This window comes from Pseudomonas sp. GW823-FHT01D03, assembly GCF_058798255.1.
On sequence record NZ_JBXAKK010000001.1, the window covers coordinates 2,262,913 to 2,281,380 of the forward strand.

Consider the following 18,468-nt stretch of genomic DNA (forward strand, 5'->3'; position numbering starts at 1 on the left):
GCTCTCGGTCAGAAGTGATACGTCATGCGCGCGAACAGCGTGCGGCCCAGCGGGTCGGTGTAACGCGGGTCATAGCCGCTCTGGAAGTTGTAGGCCTGGTTGGAGAACGGTGGGTTGCGGTCGAACATGTTCTTCATTCCGGCATCGACATCCAGCACCTTGTTGAAGGTGTAGCCGGCCGACAGGTCCCACACCGAATACGAGGCCACGCGCGCATGGGTATCGCGGTCGTAGTCGTTGTAACCGGTGGTGAAGCGGTTGGTCAGCGACGCCCGCGCCGCGCCGAAAGTCCAGCTGCCGGTCAGGTTGTGTTTCCAGCGCGCGATCACGCCGTCACCCTGGAAGTCGCCGACCTTGTCAGTGAACGGGCCCTTGATGGTGCTCTGGAAGTCGTACTCGTCCACGTAGGTGCCTTGCAGGCCCAGACCGAACTGGCCGTAAGGCATGTTCGGGAAGCGGTAGTCCAGCGACACATCGACACCGTTGGTCTCGACGATGCCCAGGTTGGCGTTGCCGGTGACGATGTAGTTGAGCGTGCCGTCGGCGTTGCGCACGAAGCGATCCGGGTAGCTGCCGGCCTGATCGAACACGGTGGATTCAGGGAACGGCTGGATCTGGTTGGAAATGTGAATCCACCAGAAATCCAGACCCACCGACAGGTTGTTGACCGGTTGATAGACAAAGCCCAGGGTCACGTTACGCGCCTTCTCCGGGGCCAGATCTTCGTTGCCGCCAATCTGGTTGAGGAACTGCTGGCCGCAATCGCGCCCGCCGTTGCCGCCCGGTTGCACCACGCCACCGGTACACAGCACCGGGTCGTTGTAATAGCCCTGAGTGAAGGTGATGCTGCGCGGCGAATACAGCTCGTACAGCGACGGCGCACGGAAGCCTTCGCTGTACGCGCCGCGCACTACCAGCTCTTTGAGCGGTTGATAACGGAACGAATATTTCGGGTTAGTGGTGCTGCCGAAGTCGCTGTATTTGTCGTGACGCACGGCGGCGGACAGTTCGAGGCTGTCGAGCACCGGCACGTTGATTTCGGCGTACGCGGCTTTCACGCTGCGGTCGCCCTCGACGCTGCCGGCCGGGTCGATGCCGAGGCTCTGAATGTCGCCGGCAAACTCTTCGAAGTCCTGATGGAATTTCTCTTTGCGGTACTCGCCGCCCAGCGCCAGACCGGAGGGACCGGCACCGAACCAGTCGCCGATTTCGCGGCTGATGCGTCCGTCAAACCCGGCGACCCGACCAACAGCGGTGGAATAGGCGCCGTGGTAAGCCGCTTGATCGATGTATTGCTGACCGGCCGCCGACTGCGGGCCGAACGGGTTGAGCAGACCGCTGGCCAGCCCATCGATCATCGCCTGATCGCTGACATAACCGCTGGTGACGCTGGAGACGATTTTGTTCTGGTTGTACGAGGCGCCGACGTTGTAATCCCAACCGCCGACCAGACCGTCAAAACTCAGCAGAAAGCGCTGGCTGGTGTTCTGGTCTTTCGATTCACGCGGGCCGGCGGCGGTTTCGCGCCAGTTCACATCGACCGGTTGCGTCGGGTCGAGGGCGAAATCGGTCGGGGCGGGGGTGATGCCGTTGCCCGGGTAGTAGGGCGACGAGGAATCCAGGCTCAGGCCGGTGAGTGGGGCCGGGCCGACTGCGGTGGCGTTATTGTTGCGTGACCAGAAGTATTCGAGGTTGACGTTGTGATCGTCGCCGAGCTTGCCGGTGGTCTTGCCGAAAAACGAAGTCTTCTCGGTTTGCGGCACCAGGTCGATGTATTCGCGGGTGCTGAAGCGGCATAGGCCATCACGGGCGACCAGGTTGGGGCCGTTGCAATTGCTGTTGGCCAACGGGTTGGTGGCGTTGCCGTTCTGGCTGTAATTGCCGGGGAATGCGGTGCCGGAGGTCTGGTCCAGGCCACGACCAGGATCGTAGTCGCGGGCGAAGGAGCGGTCGTTGGCGTCGAGGTTCTGTTGCTTGTTGTAGTTGAATACGCCGAGCACGTTGAAGCGGTCTTGCTCAAGGTCGCCGTAGCCCCAACTGGCGCTCATGTCTTTGGTGGCACCGCCGCCGCTGTGGGTCGGGGTTTCGCCACCGAGGGTGAGCTGGCCGTCGGTCAGGGATTTTTTGGTGATGAAGTTGATCACGCCGCCGATGGCGTCGGTGCCGTACAGCGCTGATGCGCCGTCGCGCAGCACCTCCACGCGCTCGATCGCGGCAAACGGGATCATGTTCAGATCCACCGCGCCGCCGGCCGAGTTGGTGCCCGACAAGGCGCTGTTCGCCAGGCGTCGACCGTTGAGCAGCACCAGGGTCTTGTTCGCGCCGATGCCGCGCATGTCGGCAAACGAAGCGCCGCCAGTAGCCGCGCCCACCGAGCCGGCGCTGTTGTTGATCGACTGGCTGCCGGTGATTCGCTGCACCAGTTCGGCGGTGGTGGTCACGCCCTGTTTGCGCAGCTCATCGGCCTTGAGAATGGTGATCGGCACGGCCGTTTCCGCATCGACCCGGCGAATCGCCGAACCCGTCACTTCCACCCGTTGCAGTTGCGTGGTCGGCGCCACCACCGCTGCCGCAGCGGGCACGGTGGCGTTGTCATCCTCGGCGGCTTGCACAGTCCCGGCGCCCATCCCCATGGCCACCAGATACAACGGAACAAAACGGTGGCGAGAGATCGATGCCACCAAAGGTTTGAGCGTGAAGCGTGGAGTTTTCATCAGCATGGTTATTTCCGACTTTTTAGACGTTATCGAATTGGCCTTGTGAGCCCCTCATTGCTCCGCTTTCGGTGATACCGCGTGCGGAAAACCACTTTCTTCAAGCAAGCCGATCCCCTCCGAAGACGCGTGGCGTTTTTTCGGTCGGCTGGTTGCGACGGGAGTCAGCGAACGGTGGCGGACGTGTCCCTCAATGCGCGCCCGCCACCGCACTCAATGGGTGGTCATCACCGAAATCTTGGTAATGCCCGAGCGTTCGATGGATGCCATGGCTTTCGCCACCTGGCCGTAATTGACGGCGGAGTCGGCCTGCAACTGCACGCGAACTTCGGCGTCCTTGGCCTTGACCTCCTTGAGGCTGGCTTCCAGCGATTCCGGCGCCAGTTCGGTTTTCGCCAGGTAGAACTTGCCGTCCTGATCGACGCTGACCACCACCGGGTCTTTCTTTTCAGCGGGGGCGACGGCGTCGGTTTTCGGCAGATTGACCTTGATCGCGTTGGTCATCAGCGGCGCGGTGACGATGAACACCACCAGCAGCACGAGCATCACGTCCACCAGCGGCGTGACGTTCATTTCGCTGAGCACTTCATCGCTGTCTTGGGTAGAAAAGGACATCAGCTGGCCTCCCGCACGGCGGCTGTGGTTTTGCTGGCGATGGCCTGACGGCTGATGGAAAACGCACTGCGCGAGGCGAGGGCATCGAAGTCGTGGGCGAAGTCATCCATGTCCGCCGAGGCGAGTTTCAGGCGGCGCAGGAAGAAGTTGTAAATCAGCACTGCCGGGACCGCGACGGCGATCCCCACACCGGTGGCAATCAGTGCATGGCCGATCGGGCCGGCGACCGCTTCAAGGCTGGCCGAACCGGTTTCGCCGATGCTTTGCAGGGCTTCCATGATTCCCCACACGGTGCCGAACAGACCAATGAACGGCGCGGTGCTGCCGATACTGGCGAGGATCGCCTGACCGTTTTCCAGCGAGCGGCGTTCCTTCTGAATCTGCTGGCGCAGGTTGCGCTCCAGGCGATCGGAACGGTTGATGGTGTGCGCCAGTTGTTGCGTGGTACGTGGCGATTCTTCCACCAGCAAGGCTTCGAAACCGCTGCTGGCGATGCGCGCCAGCGAGCCCGGATACTGGCTGGCGTGTTCGGCGGCAGTCAGCAGATCCGGCGCGCCCCAGAAAGCTTTGCTGAACTGTTTGTTCTGGGATTTCTGGCGCAGGTATTGCGCCGACTTGACCAGCAGGATCGCCCAGCTGACCACGGAAAACAGCACCAGGCCCCAGAGCACACCGGGGACAATCATCGAAGACAGTGAATTGTTCATCGCTACACCTCGCTTGCATTAAGTCGGTTGTGAGTTCGTCGGGTTGTGCCGTTATTGCGGCAATTTGAAATCGATGGTCTGGGTGGCGAAGCCGTCAATCGGCGTGTCACCGCGTTTGGCCGGGATGAACTTCCAGTTCTTCACCGCCGCGACGGCGGCGTCATCCAGTTGCGGCTTGCCGCTGGACTTGGTCACTGCCACCGTGCCGGCGCGACCATTGGCCAGCACCTGAATGCGCAGCACCACGCTGCCTTCCCAATTGCGCCGCAGCGCCAGCGACGGGTACTCCGGCGGCGGGTTGCCAAGGCTGGCGAGACCGGAAATCGCTGCCGATTCCTTGACCGGGCCAGGCGCGGCGGCCGGGGCCGGTGGCGCGCTCGGTGTCGCCGGCGCAGCGGGAGCGGCCGGTTGTGCCGGGGCGGGCGGAGCTTTTGGCGGCTCGACTTTCTTCACCGGTTTGGGCTTCTCGACCGGTTTCGGTTTTTCGATCGGCTTGGGTTTTTCCACCGGTTTTGGCGGTGGCTTGACCGCGTCTTCGTCTTCCACCGGTTGTTCCGGTTCCGGAGGTGGAGGGGGCGGCGGAGGCGGCGGCGGTTCCGGTGTGGGCGGTGCCGGCGGCGTCGGGCTGGTCAACTCAACGGTCATTTCCGGAATCTGCGGCGGAGTCGGCAGTGGCTCGGGTCGGGTCTGCTGGAAAAACCACCAGGCGCCGCCGTGTATCAGCGCCGACACAGCCACCAGCAACAGCATCTGCTGTTTGTTCAACCCGCCGGGTTGCGAGGTATTGGCCGTGAAGGCTGGCCTGTCCGGTGACAGCGGGATTGGCGCTTCCCGTAACGACCCCGGCAGGGTTCTGTGCTTTACCGCATCGTTCATTAAAGCTCCCTCGGGTTGATGAAGGGCAATAAGGTGCCGTCCGAACATTGGGGTGATGTTCGAGTGGGTGGGTGTAACTTTCTTCAAGGTGTGCGCAGGCCGATAGTTGAACTATCCATTGAACAGGGCTTGCTTACAGTTACTGGCTTAGAGCCATCGACTTCGAATATTCATTATCCATTCCTTGGTGTTCTTCAATGTAGGAGCTGCCGAAGGCTGCGATCTTTTGATCTTTATCTCTAAAGGCAACATCAAAAGATCGCAGCCTGCGGCAGCTCCTACAGATCTTGTGTTCGATTCTGTTTTGCAACCGCTGTGCCAGATATTGCTGAAATGTAGAGCGCTTATTTCATCAGTGTTACCCATGTCGCATTTATATAAGTTTTGCCTTGATCGTGTATTCCTCCGGCCAACAGTTTCCCGAAACTCCCGTGAGTGGAGTTTTTTCAGAGGCGAGTCAGGCTCTACGCGGTATCACGCTGATCGGCGGGATAGAGCGGCGGCTTGGCTAACGGCCGGGGCACTTGCTGGTGCGCGGCGGACTGATTTGGTGCGGGTCTTTGTTTTAGCGGATCACGGCGTTTATTCCTTGTTCTTGTTTAAATGAAATCAGTGTTTTCAGTGTTGAGTAGTTCAGGTTCCTGGAGCCGTTTTGGTGCACTTGCGAAGTCTTTGAAAGTTATTGTCCGACAATCTCGTCTACGCTCATTTAATACGGCGCTCGGGCAGTAACTTTTGCAGTTGTATTTAAAAAATAAATACACGCCATTGTCGGCGAAGAGCTCATCGCCAATCACGGTATGCGGTCATGCAGTCAGGTAATAAAGTACAGGCGCTCGCCGCCAGGACTGTTCGAACGAACGCGGCGTTGTGGATAAACAAGCAAGCAGAGGTTGATGCGGCAGAGCGTTTGAAGATTCACGCGGTGAACTCCTTGTTGCCAGCTCGGATACGCGAACTTTTGGTTCGGTATCGCACCTTACAAGAACGCGGATAGCGCTCGATGATTGCTCTTGGTGCGGGATGGGCACCGCCAGCGCTGTTTTGCGAGGTTTGAATTCGCAAGTCGCCAATGCATGGGAAAAACGTGCCAAAGCGGATACACCCGCTATAAATAGGGCTACACAGATCTGTCGAGATCGAGGAGGGGGCATGTATCAACTGTACGGACATCGCAATTCAGGTGCCGCAGCCATCGAGGCGGCGCTGGAGTTATGCCAGATCGCCTATCGCTTTATCGATATCGAAGCCTCGACCGAGGCCGCGGAGGCACTGGCGCGCCTCAATCCACTGAAGCAGGTGCCGACCCTGCAATTGCCCGATGGCAGTGCGATCACCGAGAGTGTGGCGATTCTGATTCATCTGGGCCTGAGCTTTCCCGAGTCCGGCCTGTTGCCGGCCAAGGCGGCTGATCGCGATCAGGCGATTCGCGGCATGGTCTACATCGCCAGCAATTGCTATGCGGCCATCGGCGTCATCGATTATCCCGAGCGCTGGCTGGTGATGCCGGACGAAGCCTCACGGCAGAACCTGATGGCCGGCGCACGTGAGCGCCTGCACTGGAGTTGGGAAGTGTTTGCCGACCAGTTTTCCGCCGAGTTGTACCTGGACGACGAAACGCCCGGCGCGCTGGACGTGCTGGCGGCAGTGGTGACGCGCTGGGCGGGGAGCCGCGAGCATCTGCGCCAGACCCGTCCAGGGTTTTATGCGTGGCTGCAACGCATCGATCGGCACCCGGTGCTGGCGCCGGTGTTTGCCCGGCATTGGCCGTCCTGAACACCCGGTAAACCAATGTGGGAGCGGGCTTGCTCGCGAATGCGGTGTGTCAGTCAGAGATGTTTCGACTGATACACCGCATTCGCGAGCAAGCCCGCTCCCACAGGGGATTTGCGGTGCTCGGACGGAAGGAGATCACTCCCCGCGAATGTACTGCTCCAACTGCTTGATCAGCTCTGCCTGTTCGGCAATCGCCTCTTTCACCAGGTCGCCGATCGACAGCAGGCCGATCAGCTTGCCGTTCTCCACCACTGGCAAGTGGCGCAGGCGTTTGTCGGACATGATGCCCAGGCAGGTGTCGACGGTCTGGTGGGTGTCCACGGTGATGACATCCTTGACCATGATGTCGCGCACCGGTGTGCCGACTGACGAGCGCCCGTGCAACACCAGTTTGCGTGCGTAATCACGCTCACTGATGATGCCGACCACCTTGTCGTCTTCCACCACCAGCAAGGCGCCGACGTTTTTCTCGGCCATCTTCATCAGCGCTTCGAGCACCATGTGATCAGGTTTGATCTGGTGTACTTCCTGATTTTTCTGATCTTTGAGCTTGAGCAGTTGGGCGACGGTCTTCATGGCGGTTACTCAGGTGTTGTCGTTGTTCTTCAAGCATCGTAGACCCTTGCGCGCAGGGCAAGGTGGCAAAGCGGCAGATAGCACGCAAAAAACGTCATTTGGCGGTTTTTCCGGGTTGGCTCTAATCCTGTGGCGAGGGAGCTTGCTCCCGCTGGACTGCGTAGCAGGCCCAAACCCTGAGAATTCGGTTTGTCTGATACGCCGCATTGCCTGGTTTTGCGACTGCTGCGCAGCCGAGCGGGAGCAAGCTCCCTCGCCACAGGGGATGGGGTTATCTCGGACGATGCCGCGTAGAATGCCCCTCTGATTCAATTCCTGAGGTTGCAGTGGTGGATTTACAGCAGGGCTTCGTCCTGACCCGGCATTGGCGCGATACCCCGGCCGGCACCGAAGTCGAGTTCTGGCTGGCGACCGACGCCGGGCCGCGCCGTGTGCGCCTGGCGCCCCAGACCTCGGTGGCGTTTATCCCTGCCGCACAACGCGAGGCGGCCGAACGTCTGCTGCTTGACGAAAAGAACGTCGAACTGCGACCACTGGCCTTGCAGGATTTCGAACATCGTCCGGTGTTGGGCCTGTATTGCCAGCAACACGGCCAGTTGATGCGCCTGGAAACTGCGCTCAGCCGGGCCGGGGTCGACGTCTTTGAGGCCGATGTGCGCCCGCCCGAGCGCTACCTCATGGAGCGTTTCATCACCGCACCCGTGCTGTTCGGCGGTAGCGCCGACGCTGACGGCGTATTGCTCAACGCCCAACTCAAACCTGATCCGAAATACCGACCGCAACTACGGCTGGTCTCGCTGGATATCGAAACCACCGAAACCGGCGAGCTGTATTCCATTGCCCTCGAGGGCTGCGGCCAGCGTCAGGTGTACATGCTCGGCGCGCCCAACGGTGACGCCAGCATTGTCGACTTCGATCTGGAGTATTGCGACTCTCGCACGCTGATCCTGAAGAAACTCAACGACTGGTTCGCCCTCCACGACCCCGACGCAATCATCGGCTGGAACGTCGTGCAGTTCGACCTGCGCATCCTCCACGAACACGCGCGGCGCCTCGGTGTGCCGTTGAAAATCGGCCGTGGCGGTGAAGAGATGCAGTGGCGCGAACACGGCAGCCGCACGCACTTCTTTGCTTCGGCGGCGGGGCGGCTAATCATCGACGGCATTGAATCGCTACGGTCGGCGACCTGGAGTTTCCCTTCGTTCAGCCTGGAGAATGTCGCGCAGACCTTGCTCGGCGAGGGCAAGGCGATCGACAACCCGTACCAGCGCATGGATGAAATCAACCGCATGTTCGCCGAGGACAAACCGGCGCTCGCCAAGTACAACCTCAAGGACTGCGAGCTGGTTACGCGGATCTTTGCCAAGACCGAGTTGCTGACGTTTCTCCTCGAACGCGCCAGCGTTACCGGCCTGCCGGCGGATCGCAGCGGCGGCTCGGTGGCGGCGTTTACCCATTTGTACATGCCGCTGATGCACCGTCAGGGTTTCGTTGCGCCAAATCTGGGCACCAATCCACCACAGGCCAGCCCCGGCGGTTTCGTCATGGATTCGCAGCCGGGGCTGTACGAGTCGGTGCTGGTGCTCGATTACAAGAGCCTGTATCCGTCGATCATCCGCACTTTTCTGATCGACCCGGTGGGCCTGATCGAAGGCCTGCAACACCCGGACGATGCCGATTCGGTGCCGGGCTTTCGCGGCGCACGGTTTTCGCGCACCCGGCATTGCCTGCCGTCGATTGTCGCGCGGGTCGCCGAGGGCCGCGAGACCGCCAAGCGCGAGCACAACGCACCGTTGTCGCAAGCGCTGAAGATCATCATGAACGCCTTCTACGGCGTGCTCGGTTCCAGCGGCTGCCGGTTTTTCGATACGCGGCTGGCGTCGTCGATCACCCTGCGCGGCCACGAGATCATGCTGCGCACCCGTCAACTGATCGAAGCGCAGGGCCACGCGGTGATCTATGGCGACACCGACTCGACCTTCGTCTGGCTGCGTCGCGCGCACGGGCAGGAGGAAGCGGCGCAGATCGGTCAGGCGCTGGTCAAGCACGTCAACGACTGGTGGCGCGAGCACGTGCGTAAGGAATACGGCCTGCAAAGCGCCCTCGAATTGCAGTACGAGACCCACTACAAACGCTTTCTGATGCCGACTATTCGCGGCGCCGAGGAGGGCAGCAAGAAGCGCTACGCCGGACTGGTGACACGCGCCGATGGCAGCGAAGAAATGGTCTACAAGGGCCTGGAAACCGTGCGCACCGACTGGTCGCTGCTGGCCCGGCAGTTCCAGCAGGAACTCTACGAGCGGATCTTCCAGCGCAAGCCGTATCAGGATTACGTGCGCGATTACGTGCGCAAGACCCTGGCCGGCGAATTCGATGAGCGACTGGTCTACCGCAAACGCCTGCGTCGCACCCTGGATGACTACGAACGCAACGTGCCGCCGCATGTGCGTGCGGCGCGGCTGGCCGACGATTACAACGCGCAGCAGGGTCGCCCGCGGCAATACCAGAACGGCGGCTGGATCAGTTACGTGATCACCCTGGCCGGGCCGGAACCGTTGGAAGTGCGCCGCGCCGCGATTGACTACGACCACTACATCACCCGCCAGCTGCAACCGGTGGCGGATGCGATCCTGCCGTTTGTCGACGACGATTTCTCAACCTTGATCGGGGGGCAACTGGGCCTGTTTTGAGTCCAGCAGTTGCAGGGTCCATTCATCGAGGATGCCGTGGAAGTAGCGCTCCAGTGCCTGAGCAAACGGGCAATCTTCGGCGCTGAACTGCGCAAACAGGGTCATCGAGGAGTGGAATTTCAGGTCATCCGGGTGGCCGAAAACCTCGGCAATCGAACGCTGGCGGAGGTTCAGCACCAACTGCGTGCAGGTACGCAGCCGCGCACCGAGCAGGTCGTGGGCCAGATAGGCCCGCGCCTCGTCGGCGGATTGAATGGCGAAGCGCCGGGACGTTTCGCTGCCGCCCAGCCCGGCGAACTGCGGGAACACAAACCACATCCAGTGGCTGCGCTTGCGCCCCTCGTTGAGCTCACGCTGGACCCGTTCGAACACCGGGTCCTGGGCCTGGACGAAACGCTGCAGATTGAACGGGTCGTACTGATCAGTGCTTCTCATGACGAAGCCCTCGCCAGCAGCCAGCGACTCAGACCATCGCCAGCCGCTGCTTGCGTTGTGGCGCTTTGAATACCTGATCCAGCGCCGCCAGATCCCCGGCATCCAGTTGCAACTGCGCCGCTTGTGCATTGAGTTGCACGTGTTCCGGTCGCACAGCCTTGGGAATCGCAATTACATCATCCTGACGCAGAATCCACGCCAGCGAAACCTGCGCCGGGGTCACGTTGTGACGAGCGGCAATCTCTTTCAGCACCGGTTCGGCCAGCATCGCACCGCCCTGGCCGATCGGGCAGTACGCCATCAACGGCATGCGGTGTTGTTGGCACCATGGCAGCAAGTCGAATTCGACGCCGCGCTCTTCCAGGTTGTACAGCACCTGATTGGTCGCGCAGGCCGGGTTGGCCAGTTCGTCGAGGTCATCGACGTCGAAATTCGACACGCCCCAACGGCCGATCTTGCCGTCCTCGCGCAGGCGTTCGAAGGCTTCGACGGTTTCTTCCAGCGGATACTGGCCGCGCCAATGCAGCAGATAGAGGTCGATGTAATCGGTATCGAGCCGGCGCAGGCTGCGCTCGCAGGCTTGCGGGATGCCTTTGCGGCTGGCGTTGTGCGGATAGACTTTGCTCACCAGAAACACCTGATCACGCAGGCCGGCAATGGCTTCGCCGACCACGCTTTCGGCACCGCCCTCGGCGTACATTTCCGCCGTGTCGATCAGAGTCATGCCGAGTTCGATGCCTTGGCGCAGCGCGGACACTTCACGCGGGTGCGCCGAGCGATCTTCGCCCATGCGCCAGGTGCCCTGGCCGATCACTGGAACCTGCACGCCTGCCAGTTCAAGGGTACGCATTCAAACCTCCTGTGCTGATGGTCATACCTTAGTGGGCAGCAGGATAGCGCAGGGGTTCCAATGGAGGTCGATGAACCTGTGGCGAGGGGATTTATCCCCGATGGGCGCGTAGCGCCCCCAAGAAGCAGGGTTGCTGCGCAATCCATCGGGGATAAATCCCCTCACCACAAGACCGGTGTTATTTAGCGGAGAACTTCAACACCACGCTGTGATTGTAGGTCTGCCCTGGATCCAGACGCGTGCTCGGGAAGTCCGGCTGATTCGGCGCATCCGGATAGTGCTGGGTCTCCAGGGTAAACGCGCCCCAGTGCGGATAGACCTTGCCACCCTTGCCCTTGACCGTGCCATCAAGGAAGTTGCTGGTGTAGAACTGCACACCCGGCTCGCTGGTGAACAGCTGCAGATGCCGCCCTGACTGCGGATCGCTGACCTCGGCGGCGACTTTGCTCACATCACCTTTGGTATCCAGCACCCAGTTGAAATCGAAGCCACCCTGTTTCGGCTCGGCGAATTTCAGCTGTGGGTGATCAGCCTTGATGTGCGTGCCGATCGCGGTGGGCTTGGTGAAGTCCATCGGTGTGCCGGCCACTGGCGCCAGTTCGCCGGTCGGGATCAGTTTGCCGGTGACCGGGGTGTAATGGCTGGCGTGCAAGGTGGCAACCTGCTGGAGGATGTCGCCATTGCCGGCGCCGGCGAGGTTGAAGTAGCTGTGGTTGGTCAGGTTGAGCACCGTCGGTTTATCGGTGCTGGCCTTATAGTCGATGCGCAACTCGTTGCTGTCGGTCAGGCGGTAGGTCACTTCGGTGGTGAGGTTGCCGGGGAAGCCCATTTCACCGTCCGCCGACAGATAGGTCAGGGTCACGCCGACTGAATCCTTGTCCTTGGTTTCCTGCGCTTTCCAGACCTTCTTGTCGAAGCCCTGAGTGCCGCCGTGCAAAGCGTTGGACTTGTCGTTCTGCGGCACCTGATAGCGCTTGCCGTCCAGTTCGAAGGCGCCGTCGGCGAGGCGATTGCCGAAACGGCCGATGGTCGCGCCGAAATACGCGGTGCCTTTCTGGTAGCCCTGGACATCGTCAAAGCCGAGCACCACGTCAGCGGCTTTGCCGTGTTTGTCCGGCACCAGCAGTGATTGCAGGGTGGCACCGTAGGTGATGACAGTCGCCTGCATGCCGTGGCTGTTGCGCAGGATGTATTGCTCGACGGGCGTGCCGTCGTTGGTTTTGCCGAAGGCTTTGTGTTCAGCGGTCAGGCCCGCCGCATTGGCGGAAAGGGTGGCAATCATCAGAGACAGTCCGAGGCCGGATAGCAGGTGACGGGATTGAAGCATGGTTGACCTTCCTTTTTGTTGTTGTTTTGAAAACACCACAATTCCCCTGTAGGAGCTGCCGAAGGCTGCGATCTTTTGATCTTGATTCTAAAAACGAAGGTCAAAAGATCGCAGCCTTCGGCAGCTCCTAAACGGTACTAGTCAATCTATTTGTGCAGGTGAAGAGGGTTTATAGCTGATTTATCGTGTATATCAACAATAAAGACTGACTAATTGGCTTGACGCTCCTTCGCCGCCAATCAGCCGGGCACATCCGCCACTGCACTTTTTCGCAATTGCCGGCTCTATCCATGGCCAGGATGCGGCGACGCCCGCCGCACAGGAATGTGCCTGTTCGAGAATTCATGCCGAGAGTTTTTCATCAGATCGCCCGATTTGTTCACCGCCCGTGCCTGGTGCTGGCCTGTCTGTCATTGCTGTTTGTCAGTGGTTGCTCGCATCAGGACGGCAATGGCTTTATCGCTCAGATGCGTGAAGGACAACCGCAGGAATTCCTGCAGACCAGCGTCGACCGCATGGCCACGCTGGCGATGCGTGACAACCTCAACAGCCTTTATCGGTTGATGGGCAAGCTGTATTTGCGCAACCCGGAAGAGCTGCGCAAATCGGGTTTCCTCGATATCAACACCGCGGTGAAACAGGTGCGCCTGGCGGTCGAGCAGCAGCAACCGTTGCCCGTGCTGGGCGGCCGCAAGGATCTGGCGGCGCTCAGCTATGCGATGAGTCCGGAGTTTCTCGGGGATCGGGTCGGCGCTTTCATCTATGCCATCGGAAGCATGCTGCTTACTGCCCATGGCAATCGCGTCGAGTTCTACATGACTGATGCGATCAACCCGACCTTCGTCCACAACGCCGCGCGCAACATCGAAAAAGCCACATGGATTCTGGCCCAGCGCCAGAACAAGGAAGGCCAGCCGCTGCTGTTCTCCAACGAAATCTCGGAGGAGGGCAGCAACCTCAGCTTCGCCACCGAGTTCGGCAAGATCGTCGCGCGGCTCGATCTGCTGACGCAGATGCTCGACGAGCGCTACCGGCGCATCGGGTTGAATTACGCGCAGAGTCTGTTGTTCCTGAATTTCCTTCCCGTGCAATAAGCCGCCCCGCAACCTGTAGGAGCTGCCGCAGGCTGCGATCTTTTGATCTTGATCTTAAAAAATAAAGTCAAAAGATAGCAGCCTGCGGCAGCTCCTACGTTGTTAAATGTGATTGTTGGGCATAACGATAGACCGCATCGATATATGTGGTTATATGAAAAATCGCTATGCTGCGGGCCAGATTTTTCCTGTCGTTTTTCTGGACGTCTTAATGGAATTGGCAAATTTCGGCCTGGTGATTGCCGGGCTGGTGGTGGGTTTTATTGTCGGCATGACCGGTGTCGGCGGCGGTTCGTTAATGACGCCGATCCTGCTGTGGTTCGGCATCAACCCGGCAACAGCAGTGGGCACTGACCTGCTGTATGCGGCCATTACCAAATCCAGTGGCGTGCTGGTGCACAAGAAGAACAACAACATCGACTGGGCCATCACCGGCTGGCTGACCCTCGGCAGCGTGCCGGCAGTCGCCATGACGTTGTGGTTTCTCAGCACCCTGCACACCGCGCCCGAAGCGATGAACGCGATCATCAAACAAGCCTTGGGCTTCGTGCTGTTCGCCACGGCGCTGGCGATTCTGTTCAAGAAGCGCCTGCTCGAATTCGCCCACAAGCGCGCGGGCGGCAACTACAACCCGAGCGGCGCGCGCCTGAATGTGATGACGGTGATCACCGGGTTGATCCTCGGCACCATGGTCGCCCTGACCTCGATCGGCGCTGGCGCCCTCGGCACGGTCGCGCTGTTCATCCTTTATCCGCTGCTGCCGACCCGGCGCCTGGTCGGCACCGAAATCGCCCACGCCGTGCCGTTGACGCTGGTTGCAGGTCTGGGCCACGCGAGCATGGGCAACATGGACTGGGGCGTGCTGGGCTTTTTGCTCATGGGTTCGTTGCCGGGCATCTGGCTCGGCAGCCACCTGACCGGACGCATTTCCGATGAATTGCTGCGCCCGTGCCTGGCGACCATGCTGCTGTTGATCGGCTACAAATTGGCGTTCTGAACCAGCCCTTTCGAGACGCCGCAGTCCCCTGCGGCAGCTCCTACAGTGGGTCTTGAAGGATGTTGAATTTCATGACGGTCACTGGCAGTTCTTCGTAAACCAGATCCTCGACCACCTCCCACCCCAGCCGCGCATACAGCGATTGCGCGGCGTCGGTGTACAGATACAACTCGGTCACGCCCAGCGCCGCCGCTTCATCGACGATCCTGTTGACCAACTGCGAAGCAACCCCGCGTCCACGCTCCTCGGCCTTCACATAAACCCCGGCCAGCCAAGGCGTCAGCTCGGGACGGATCTTCATGTCGCTGTCGATCAACAGCGCGCCACCGAGCAATCGGCCGTCTTCAATGGCCACCACCGCGCTGGGAACCGCACCCTTGCCGCAGGCCGCGCGCATTCGCTCGGTGCGGGCTTCAAGGGTATCGCCGTCACGGAATTCGCCCCATTCCTTGAAATTGAGCGCAGCCAGTTCCTCAATCAAATGCGGGTGATCGCAAAGGTAGTCGATGTGCATGGGTTGAACTCCATTTCGTGGGCAGAACGACCACCCTAATGCGCTCATAAAAGGTAATCAAATCCGCGTCACGATTACGCCGATGCGGTTGCGCAATGACGCGGCTGACCTAAGCTTCTGACAAGGCGAAACATATTTGCCGGGCACAACCCCGGAACAATCGCCGCGATGCGCAATCATTAGAGCGTGGATATCAAAAGGAGATGCGCATGCTCATCAGGTCACTGACCCTGACACTCTTGCTGGCGATTGCCGGCCCCTTGTTCGCCGCTGACAACGATTCGCCCATAGCCGGGGACATGGGGCGGGCCCGACCGTTGATCGTGATCGCGCAAAGCACCGTCGACCCGGTGTGGGTGGGGCTGAAAAAGTCGCTGGAAGATCCGGCGAACAAGAAAGGCGTCACCGATCGCAACATCAAGGTCTACACCATTCTCAATATGGCCGGCCAGCTCGACGGCAAGGATCTTGGTCAGCAGGACACCATGGCTTTGCTGCGATCGCTGAAACTCGGTGCCGGCGCGTACCCGAAGGTTTTCCTGCTGGGCAAGGATGGCGAGATCAAGCTTTCGGTCTCGGGTGATGAAGCGAAATCGGTGGATCTGAAGAAAATCTTCGACACGGTTGATGCGCTGCCGGCGAGCGAGAAAGAAATCAGCGCACCGACAGTCGCAGAAACCGCCGCCGCTGCCGCCGAACCGGCAGCCAAGAAAGGCGAGAAGGGCGCCAAGGCGAGTAAACCGGTGAAACCGAGCAAGCCACCGCAAATGCCGGATGATTGATTGAGGCAGGCTCTGAATAAAAAATGGCGAACGTTTTAAACGTTCGCCATTTTTTTGTCCGCGGGAATGATCACGATACTTTGAATGTCAGGGCAGGAGCTGCCGGATGACATTGACCAGAACCGGAGAGAAAGCCGCAAGCTGGCCATTCTTGGGAGTCAGCATGTCATCAAGGAGAATGCCCAGAAGCTCTTCATCTTCAAGGTCATCGGGTTGCATGCCTCCTGTAAAGATCAGCTGATCAACCAGCTGTTTCCGCGCCCCTATGAGTCCGCGATTGCTTTCTTCGGTATGACCGAGATTCAAAATTTCCAGAGCTGAATTTGCCCGTTCAGTTTTGCCGGTCACTCTGCCGGACAGATAAAACTTCAATTCCGACTCGCACTCCTCCATCAACGGCGTCAGATCCAGTGGGCGCGTGCCTCGATGATGTCCACATTGATTCTGGCGCTGGCAACTGGCGACGATGTTGGTGAACTCCAAGGTGCGATTGGGAGCTTTATCCTGGGCCTCAACGTGCTCGTTATGTGAGTTGTCGCCTGCAATGGTCTGGCAGCAATAGGCGCAAAGGCTGAACTGTTCCGCTATACAGGCCGTGCGCACGCTCACGCGTTCTTCGCTGGGCAGGTCCCGGTAACGTAATGTTGTGTTGGCGCGTTTCCATCTGATGAGTTGTTCCGGCTCGGCGCCCTTGGTGATTTTACGCACGGCGCAACTCCAGTTTGCGCAGCAATAGCGCGGCTTTCGCCAGCTCGATATGACCGTCCGGAAGTTCTTCTGCCAGTTCGGCGAATAGTTTTTGTGCGGTTTCCAGATCACCGTCCTGCAAGCGTTCGAGCAGTGCGTTCAAGCGTTTTTGAACGTCGCTGTTGCGGATATCGGTGTTCATGACTTCCAGCAGCACCTGATTGGCATCAAGTCCGTACAGGCCTTTGTGTTCGTGGATTTCACCGTCATTGAGCACGTAAACCAGCACATCCTTGGCGTCGCTGATGACCAGTGGCGAGTGGGTGGTCAGTACGAACTGGCAGTTGGGGAAAGTTTCGCTCAGTTGGCGGATCAGACTGCGTTGCCATTTCGGGTGCAGGTGAAGATCCACTTCGTCGATCAGCACGATGCCGTCCCCGTGGAGCGGGTTATCCAACGACTGGTTCATCATTGCCAGGCGACGGGCGATATCACCGACCAGCGCCATCATCGACTTCTCGCCTTGCGAGAGTTGGGCGACGTTGAGGGTGACGCCGTCCTTGTCGATGGCCATGTGCAGGCGCGGCTTGCGTTGCACGCGCAGGTTGGTGAAGCCGGGCATGAAGGCGGCGATGGCGGAGCGGACGGCGGTTAGCTGACGGTCGCGGGAAGATGCTTTCAGGTTGGATAGGGTTTTCCAGACGTCGCTATCCGGTCCGAATTTCTCGGAGATTTCAGCCAATGCAGTGTCGGAAATGCCGGTTTCGTTTTCGCTGTCTTCCCTTTCGCGGAACCATTCGAAGAACCGGCGGAAGTCGACGCCTCTGTTGAGTGAGTTGTCGTAGCCGTCGAGTTGGTCGAAGGTGTGTTTGGTGCGGATTTTTAGCGGTATTTCGAGGACGGAGCGTTCGACAGGATAGTAGGCGATTAGGGGAAGAGATGCTTTTTCATCTTCCGTCAACTTTGTTCGGTAGCGGTCTGCCAAGTGGCTAGCTTGAGTCAGCTCACTATGAACACTCGATTTTCTTCCTTGTTTGGCTCTGGCTACAGTCCAAACATATAGGATTTCTTCTGCCACCTCTCTGGGAACATTTGCGCGTGCTTTGGATCCGTCTATCAGAGCCGCGGTAACAAAAGCAAATGAGGCGCCGGTACGAATATCATCGTTTATTAAATGGCTACCAGTGCCTCTTTCGGTACGAATTCTGGAGACCAACCAGCTCAGCGAGGTGGCAAGTGACTTCAATAGTGTGGTTTTCCCAGCACCGTTATTTCCCACGATCACCGTTACGTTCGAGGAGTTTTTATTCGTGGGGGCGAAGTGAATGGTCAGGTCGGCAAACCGACCTACATCCTTTAGGCTTAAGTTGAGAATTTCCATTACAACGCCCTTTAAGAATCAGTTGGTTTAAATACTTCGGCGCGCATTATGTCATCCCTGGCCAAGGATTGATTCGTTGCAGTGTAGATACAACAAATTCACTCGCTCCTCAAAATTCGTTGCAGCATATTCCTACGGAAATGTCTGAGACAAAGGCCTTCATGCACTGCGGATATTTCCTGCAGGGCGCGGCGAATTCGGTGAACTGGTGCGTTGTGGGGCAGAGGGATAACCTTCGTGAACCGCTGAAAAAAAACAGTGGCCAGATATGGAAGTCCGCTGGGTAGGGAATTAAGCAAGCTTCCATGAAACGCAGGTAGTTGGCGATTCTGTTGCGTGACAGCTGTGACCTGATGGATGTCATCGGGTGGAAGTTGCAGGCGCAGCTTCAAGCGCCAAAAATAACAGATCGCAGCCTGCGACAGCTCCTGCAAGATCGGATTTTCA

Annotated in this window: 16 protein-coding genes; 5 read left to right on the forward strand and 11 right to left on the reverse strand. The window is 59.3% G+C overall.

Going from position 1 to position 18,468, the window contains the following annotated elements; genetic code table 11:
- Positions 1 to 8: 8 nt before the first annotated feature.
- The 4 genes from AC1RBR_RS09910 to AC1RBR_RS09925 all read right to left on the reverse strand — a co-directional run bounded on the left by AC1RBR_RS09910 (position 9) and on the right by AC1RBR_RS09925 (position 4,912).
- The gene (locus tag AC1RBR_RS09910) at positions 9 to 2,720 is read right to left on the reverse strand and encodes a TonB-dependent receptor (RefSeq protein ID WP_492564099.1); all 2,712 of its coding nucleotides are present in this window, start codon (positions 2,718 to 2,720) and stop codon (positions 9 to 11) included.
- A gap of 207 nt (positions 2,721 to 2,927) precedes the next feature.
- Complete coding sequence (locus AC1RBR_RS09915; RefSeq protein WP_007918272.1) at positions 2,928 to 3,329, reverse strand: ExbD/TolR family protein; 402 nt, start codon at positions 3,327 to 3,329, stop codon at positions 2,928 to 2,930.
- Positions 3,329 to 4,036, reverse strand: a complete 708-nt coding sequence (locus AC1RBR_RS09920) for a MotA/TolQ/ExbB proton channel family protein (RefSeq protein ID WP_095138764.1) — start codon at positions 4,034 to 4,036, stop codon at positions 3,329 to 3,331. Before AC1RBR_RS09920 ends, AC1RBR_RS09915 begins: the two co-directional genes overlap by 1 nt.
- 51 nt (positions 4,037 to 4,087) lie before the next feature.
- Positions 4,088 to 4,912 carry an energy transducer TonB gene (locus AC1RBR_RS09925; protein ID WP_492564104.1) on the reverse strand — a complete coding sequence of 275 codons (825 nt, stop codon included), beginning with the start codon at positions 4,910 to 4,912 and terminating at the stop codon, positions 4,088 to 4,090.
- Between the two features lie 1,152 nt (positions 4,913 to 6,064).
- On the opposite strand from AC1RBR_RS09925, the gene AC1RBR_RS09930 reads away from it, so the two are divergent.
- Positions 6,065 to 6,688 carry a glutathione S-transferase gene (locus AC1RBR_RS09930; protein ID WP_115985652.1) on the forward strand — a complete coding sequence of 208 codons (624 nt, stop codon included), beginning with the start codon at positions 6,065 to 6,067 and terminating at the stop codon, positions 6,686 to 6,688.
- 135 nt (positions 6,689 to 6,823) lie between these two features.
- Here the strand turns inward: AC1RBR_RS09930 and AC1RBR_RS09935 are convergent, their stop codons facing one another.
- A complete protein-coding gene (locus tag AC1RBR_RS09935) occupies positions 6,824 to 7,264 on the reverse strand; it encodes a CBS domain-containing protein (RefSeq protein WP_064586891.1) in 441 nt (146 codons plus the stop codon).
- 329 nt (positions 7,265 to 7,593) lie between these two features.
- Here AC1RBR_RS09935 and AC1RBR_RS09940 point away from each other — a divergent pair, with 329 nt between their 5' ends.
- On the forward strand, positions 7,594 to 9,954 hold the full coding sequence (locus tag AC1RBR_RS09940; protein ID WP_492564106.1) for a DNA polymerase II: 2,361 nt from the start codon (positions 7,594 to 7,596) through the stop codon (positions 9,952 to 9,954).
- Here the strand turns inward: AC1RBR_RS09940 and AC1RBR_RS09945 are convergent.
- The 3 genes from AC1RBR_RS09945 to AC1RBR_RS09955 form a co-directional block, all read right to left on the reverse strand.
- Positions 9,919 to 10,389, reverse strand: coding sequence for a DUF1810 domain-containing protein (locus AC1RBR_RS09945; RefSeq protein ID WP_492564107.1), 471 nt, complete (start codon positions 10,387 to 10,389; stop codon positions 9,919 to 9,921). The two genes, AC1RBR_RS09940 and AC1RBR_RS09945, sit on opposite strands and share 36 nt — an antisense overlap.
- A gap of 28 nt (positions 10,390 to 10,417) precedes the next feature.
- Positions 10,418 to 11,239, reverse strand: coding sequence for an aldo/keto reductase (locus tag AC1RBR_RS09950; RefSeq protein ID WP_492564109.1), 822 nt, complete (start codon positions 11,237 to 11,239; stop codon positions 10,418 to 10,420).
- Positions 11,240 to 11,417: 178 nt separating this feature from the next.
- The gene (locus AC1RBR_RS09955) at positions 11,418 to 12,566 is read right to left on the reverse strand and encodes an aldose epimerase family protein (RefSeq protein ID WP_204894876.1); all 1,149 of its coding nucleotides are present in this window, start codon (positions 12,564 to 12,566) and stop codon (positions 11,418 to 11,420) included.
- A gap of 344 nt (positions 12,567 to 12,910) precedes the next feature.
- Here AC1RBR_RS09955 and AC1RBR_RS09960 point away from each other — a divergent pair, with 344 nt between their 5' ends.
- Positions 12,911 to 13,660 (forward strand): hypothetical protein, encoded by a 750-nt coding sequence (locus tag AC1RBR_RS09960; protein ID WP_492564112.1) that lies wholly within the window; start codon positions 12,911 to 12,913, stop codon positions 13,658 to 13,660.
- Positions 13,661 to 13,871: 211 nt separating this feature from the next.
- Positions 13,872 to 14,657, forward strand: coding sequence for a sulfite exporter TauE/SafE family protein (locus tag AC1RBR_RS09965; protein WP_064586898.1), 786 nt, complete (start codon positions 13,872 to 13,874; stop codon positions 14,655 to 14,657).
- Between the two features lie 40 nt (positions 14,658 to 14,697).
- Here the strand turns inward: AC1RBR_RS09965 and AC1RBR_RS09970 are convergent, their stop codons facing one another.
- Entirely contained in the window at positions 14,698 to 15,171 is a 474-nt protein-coding gene (locus tag AC1RBR_RS09970) for a GNAT family N-acetyltransferase (RefSeq protein WP_492564114.1), read from the reverse strand.
- A gap of 209 nt (positions 15,172 to 15,380) precedes the next feature.
- Between AC1RBR_RS09970 and AC1RBR_RS09975 the strand changes: the two genes are divergently transcribed.
- Complete coding sequence (locus tag AC1RBR_RS09975) at positions 15,381 to 15,953, forward strand: DUF4174 domain-containing protein (RefSeq protein WP_492564116.1); 573 nt, start codon at positions 15,381 to 15,383, stop codon at positions 15,951 to 15,953.
- Positions 15,954 to 16,040: 87 nt separating this feature from the next.
- Here AC1RBR_RS09975 and AC1RBR_RS09980 read toward each other — a convergent pair whose 3' ends face one another.
- On the reverse strand, positions 16,041 to 16,661 hold the full coding sequence (locus tag AC1RBR_RS09980) for a retron system putative HNH endonuclease (protein WP_236177401.1): 621 nt from the start codon (positions 16,659 to 16,661) through the stop codon (positions 16,041 to 16,043).
- Positions 16,654 to 18,021 carry an AAA family ATPase gene (locus tag AC1RBR_RS09985; protein ID WP_492564119.1) on the reverse strand — a complete coding sequence of 456 codons (1,368 nt, stop codon included), beginning with the start codon at positions 18,019 to 18,021 and terminating at the stop codon, positions 16,654 to 16,656. The genes AC1RBR_RS09980 and AC1RBR_RS09985 overlap by 8 nt, the downstream gene beginning before the upstream one ends.
- Positions 18,022 to 18,468 lie beyond the last annotated feature (447 nt).

Bases quoted from the DNA above. Each gene is read 5' to 3' on its own strand.
- AC1RBR_RS09985 (WP_492564119.1), bottom strand. From the start codon at position 18,021: ATGGAAATTCTCAACTTAAGCCTAAAGGATGTAGGTCGGTTTGCCGAC.
- AC1RBR_RS09950 (WP_492564109.1), bottom strand. From the start codon at position 11,239: ATGCGTACCCTTGAACTGGCAGGCGTGCAGGTTCCAGTGATCGGCCAG.
- AC1RBR_RS09925 (WP_492564104.1), bottom strand. From the start codon at position 4,912: ATGAACGATGCGGTAAAGCACAGAACCCTGCCGGGGTCGTTACGGGAA.
- AC1RBR_RS09920 (WP_095138764.1), bottom strand. From the start codon at position 4,036: ATGAACAATTCACTGTCTTCGATGATTGTCCCCGGTGTGCTCTGGGGC.
- AC1RBR_RS09965 (WP_064586898.1), top strand. From the start codon at position 13,872: ATGGAATTGGCAAATTTCGGCCTGGTGATTGCCGGGCTGGTGGTGGGT.
- AC1RBR_RS09910 (WP_492564099.1), bottom strand. From the start codon at position 2,720: ATGCTGATGAAAACTCCACGCTTCACGCTCAAACCTTTGGTGGCATCG.
- AC1RBR_RS09955 (WP_204894876.1), bottom strand. From the start codon at position 12,566: ATGCTTCAATCCCGTCACCTGCTATCCGGCCTCGGACTGTCTCTGATG.
- AC1RBR_RS09975 (WP_492564116.1), top strand. From the start codon at position 15,381: ATGCTCATCAGGTCACTGACCCTGACACTCTTGCTGGCGATTGCCGGC.
- AC1RBR_RS09930 (WP_115985652.1), top strand. From the start codon at position 6,065: ATGTATCAACTGTACGGACATCGCAATTCAGGTGCCGCAGCCATCGAG.
- AC1RBR_RS09970 (WP_492564114.1), bottom strand. From the start codon at position 15,171: ATGCACATCGACTACCTTTGCGATCACCCGCATTTGATTGAGGAACTG.
- AC1RBR_RS09935 (WP_064586891.1), bottom strand. From the start codon at position 7,264: ATGAAGACCGTCGCCCAACTGCTCAAGCTCAAAGATCAGAAAAATCAG.
- AC1RBR_RS09945 (WP_492564107.1), bottom strand. From the start codon at position 10,389: ATGAGAAGCACTGATCAGTACGACCCGTTCAATCTGCAGCGTTTCGTC.
- AC1RBR_RS09915 (WP_007918272.1), bottom strand. From the start codon at position 3,329: ATGTCCTTTTCTACCCAAGACAGCGATGAAGTGCTCAGCGAAATGAAC.
- AC1RBR_RS09960 (WP_492564112.1), top strand. From the start codon at position 12,911: ATGCCGAGAGTTTTTCATCAGATCGCCCGATTTGTTCACCGCCCGTGC.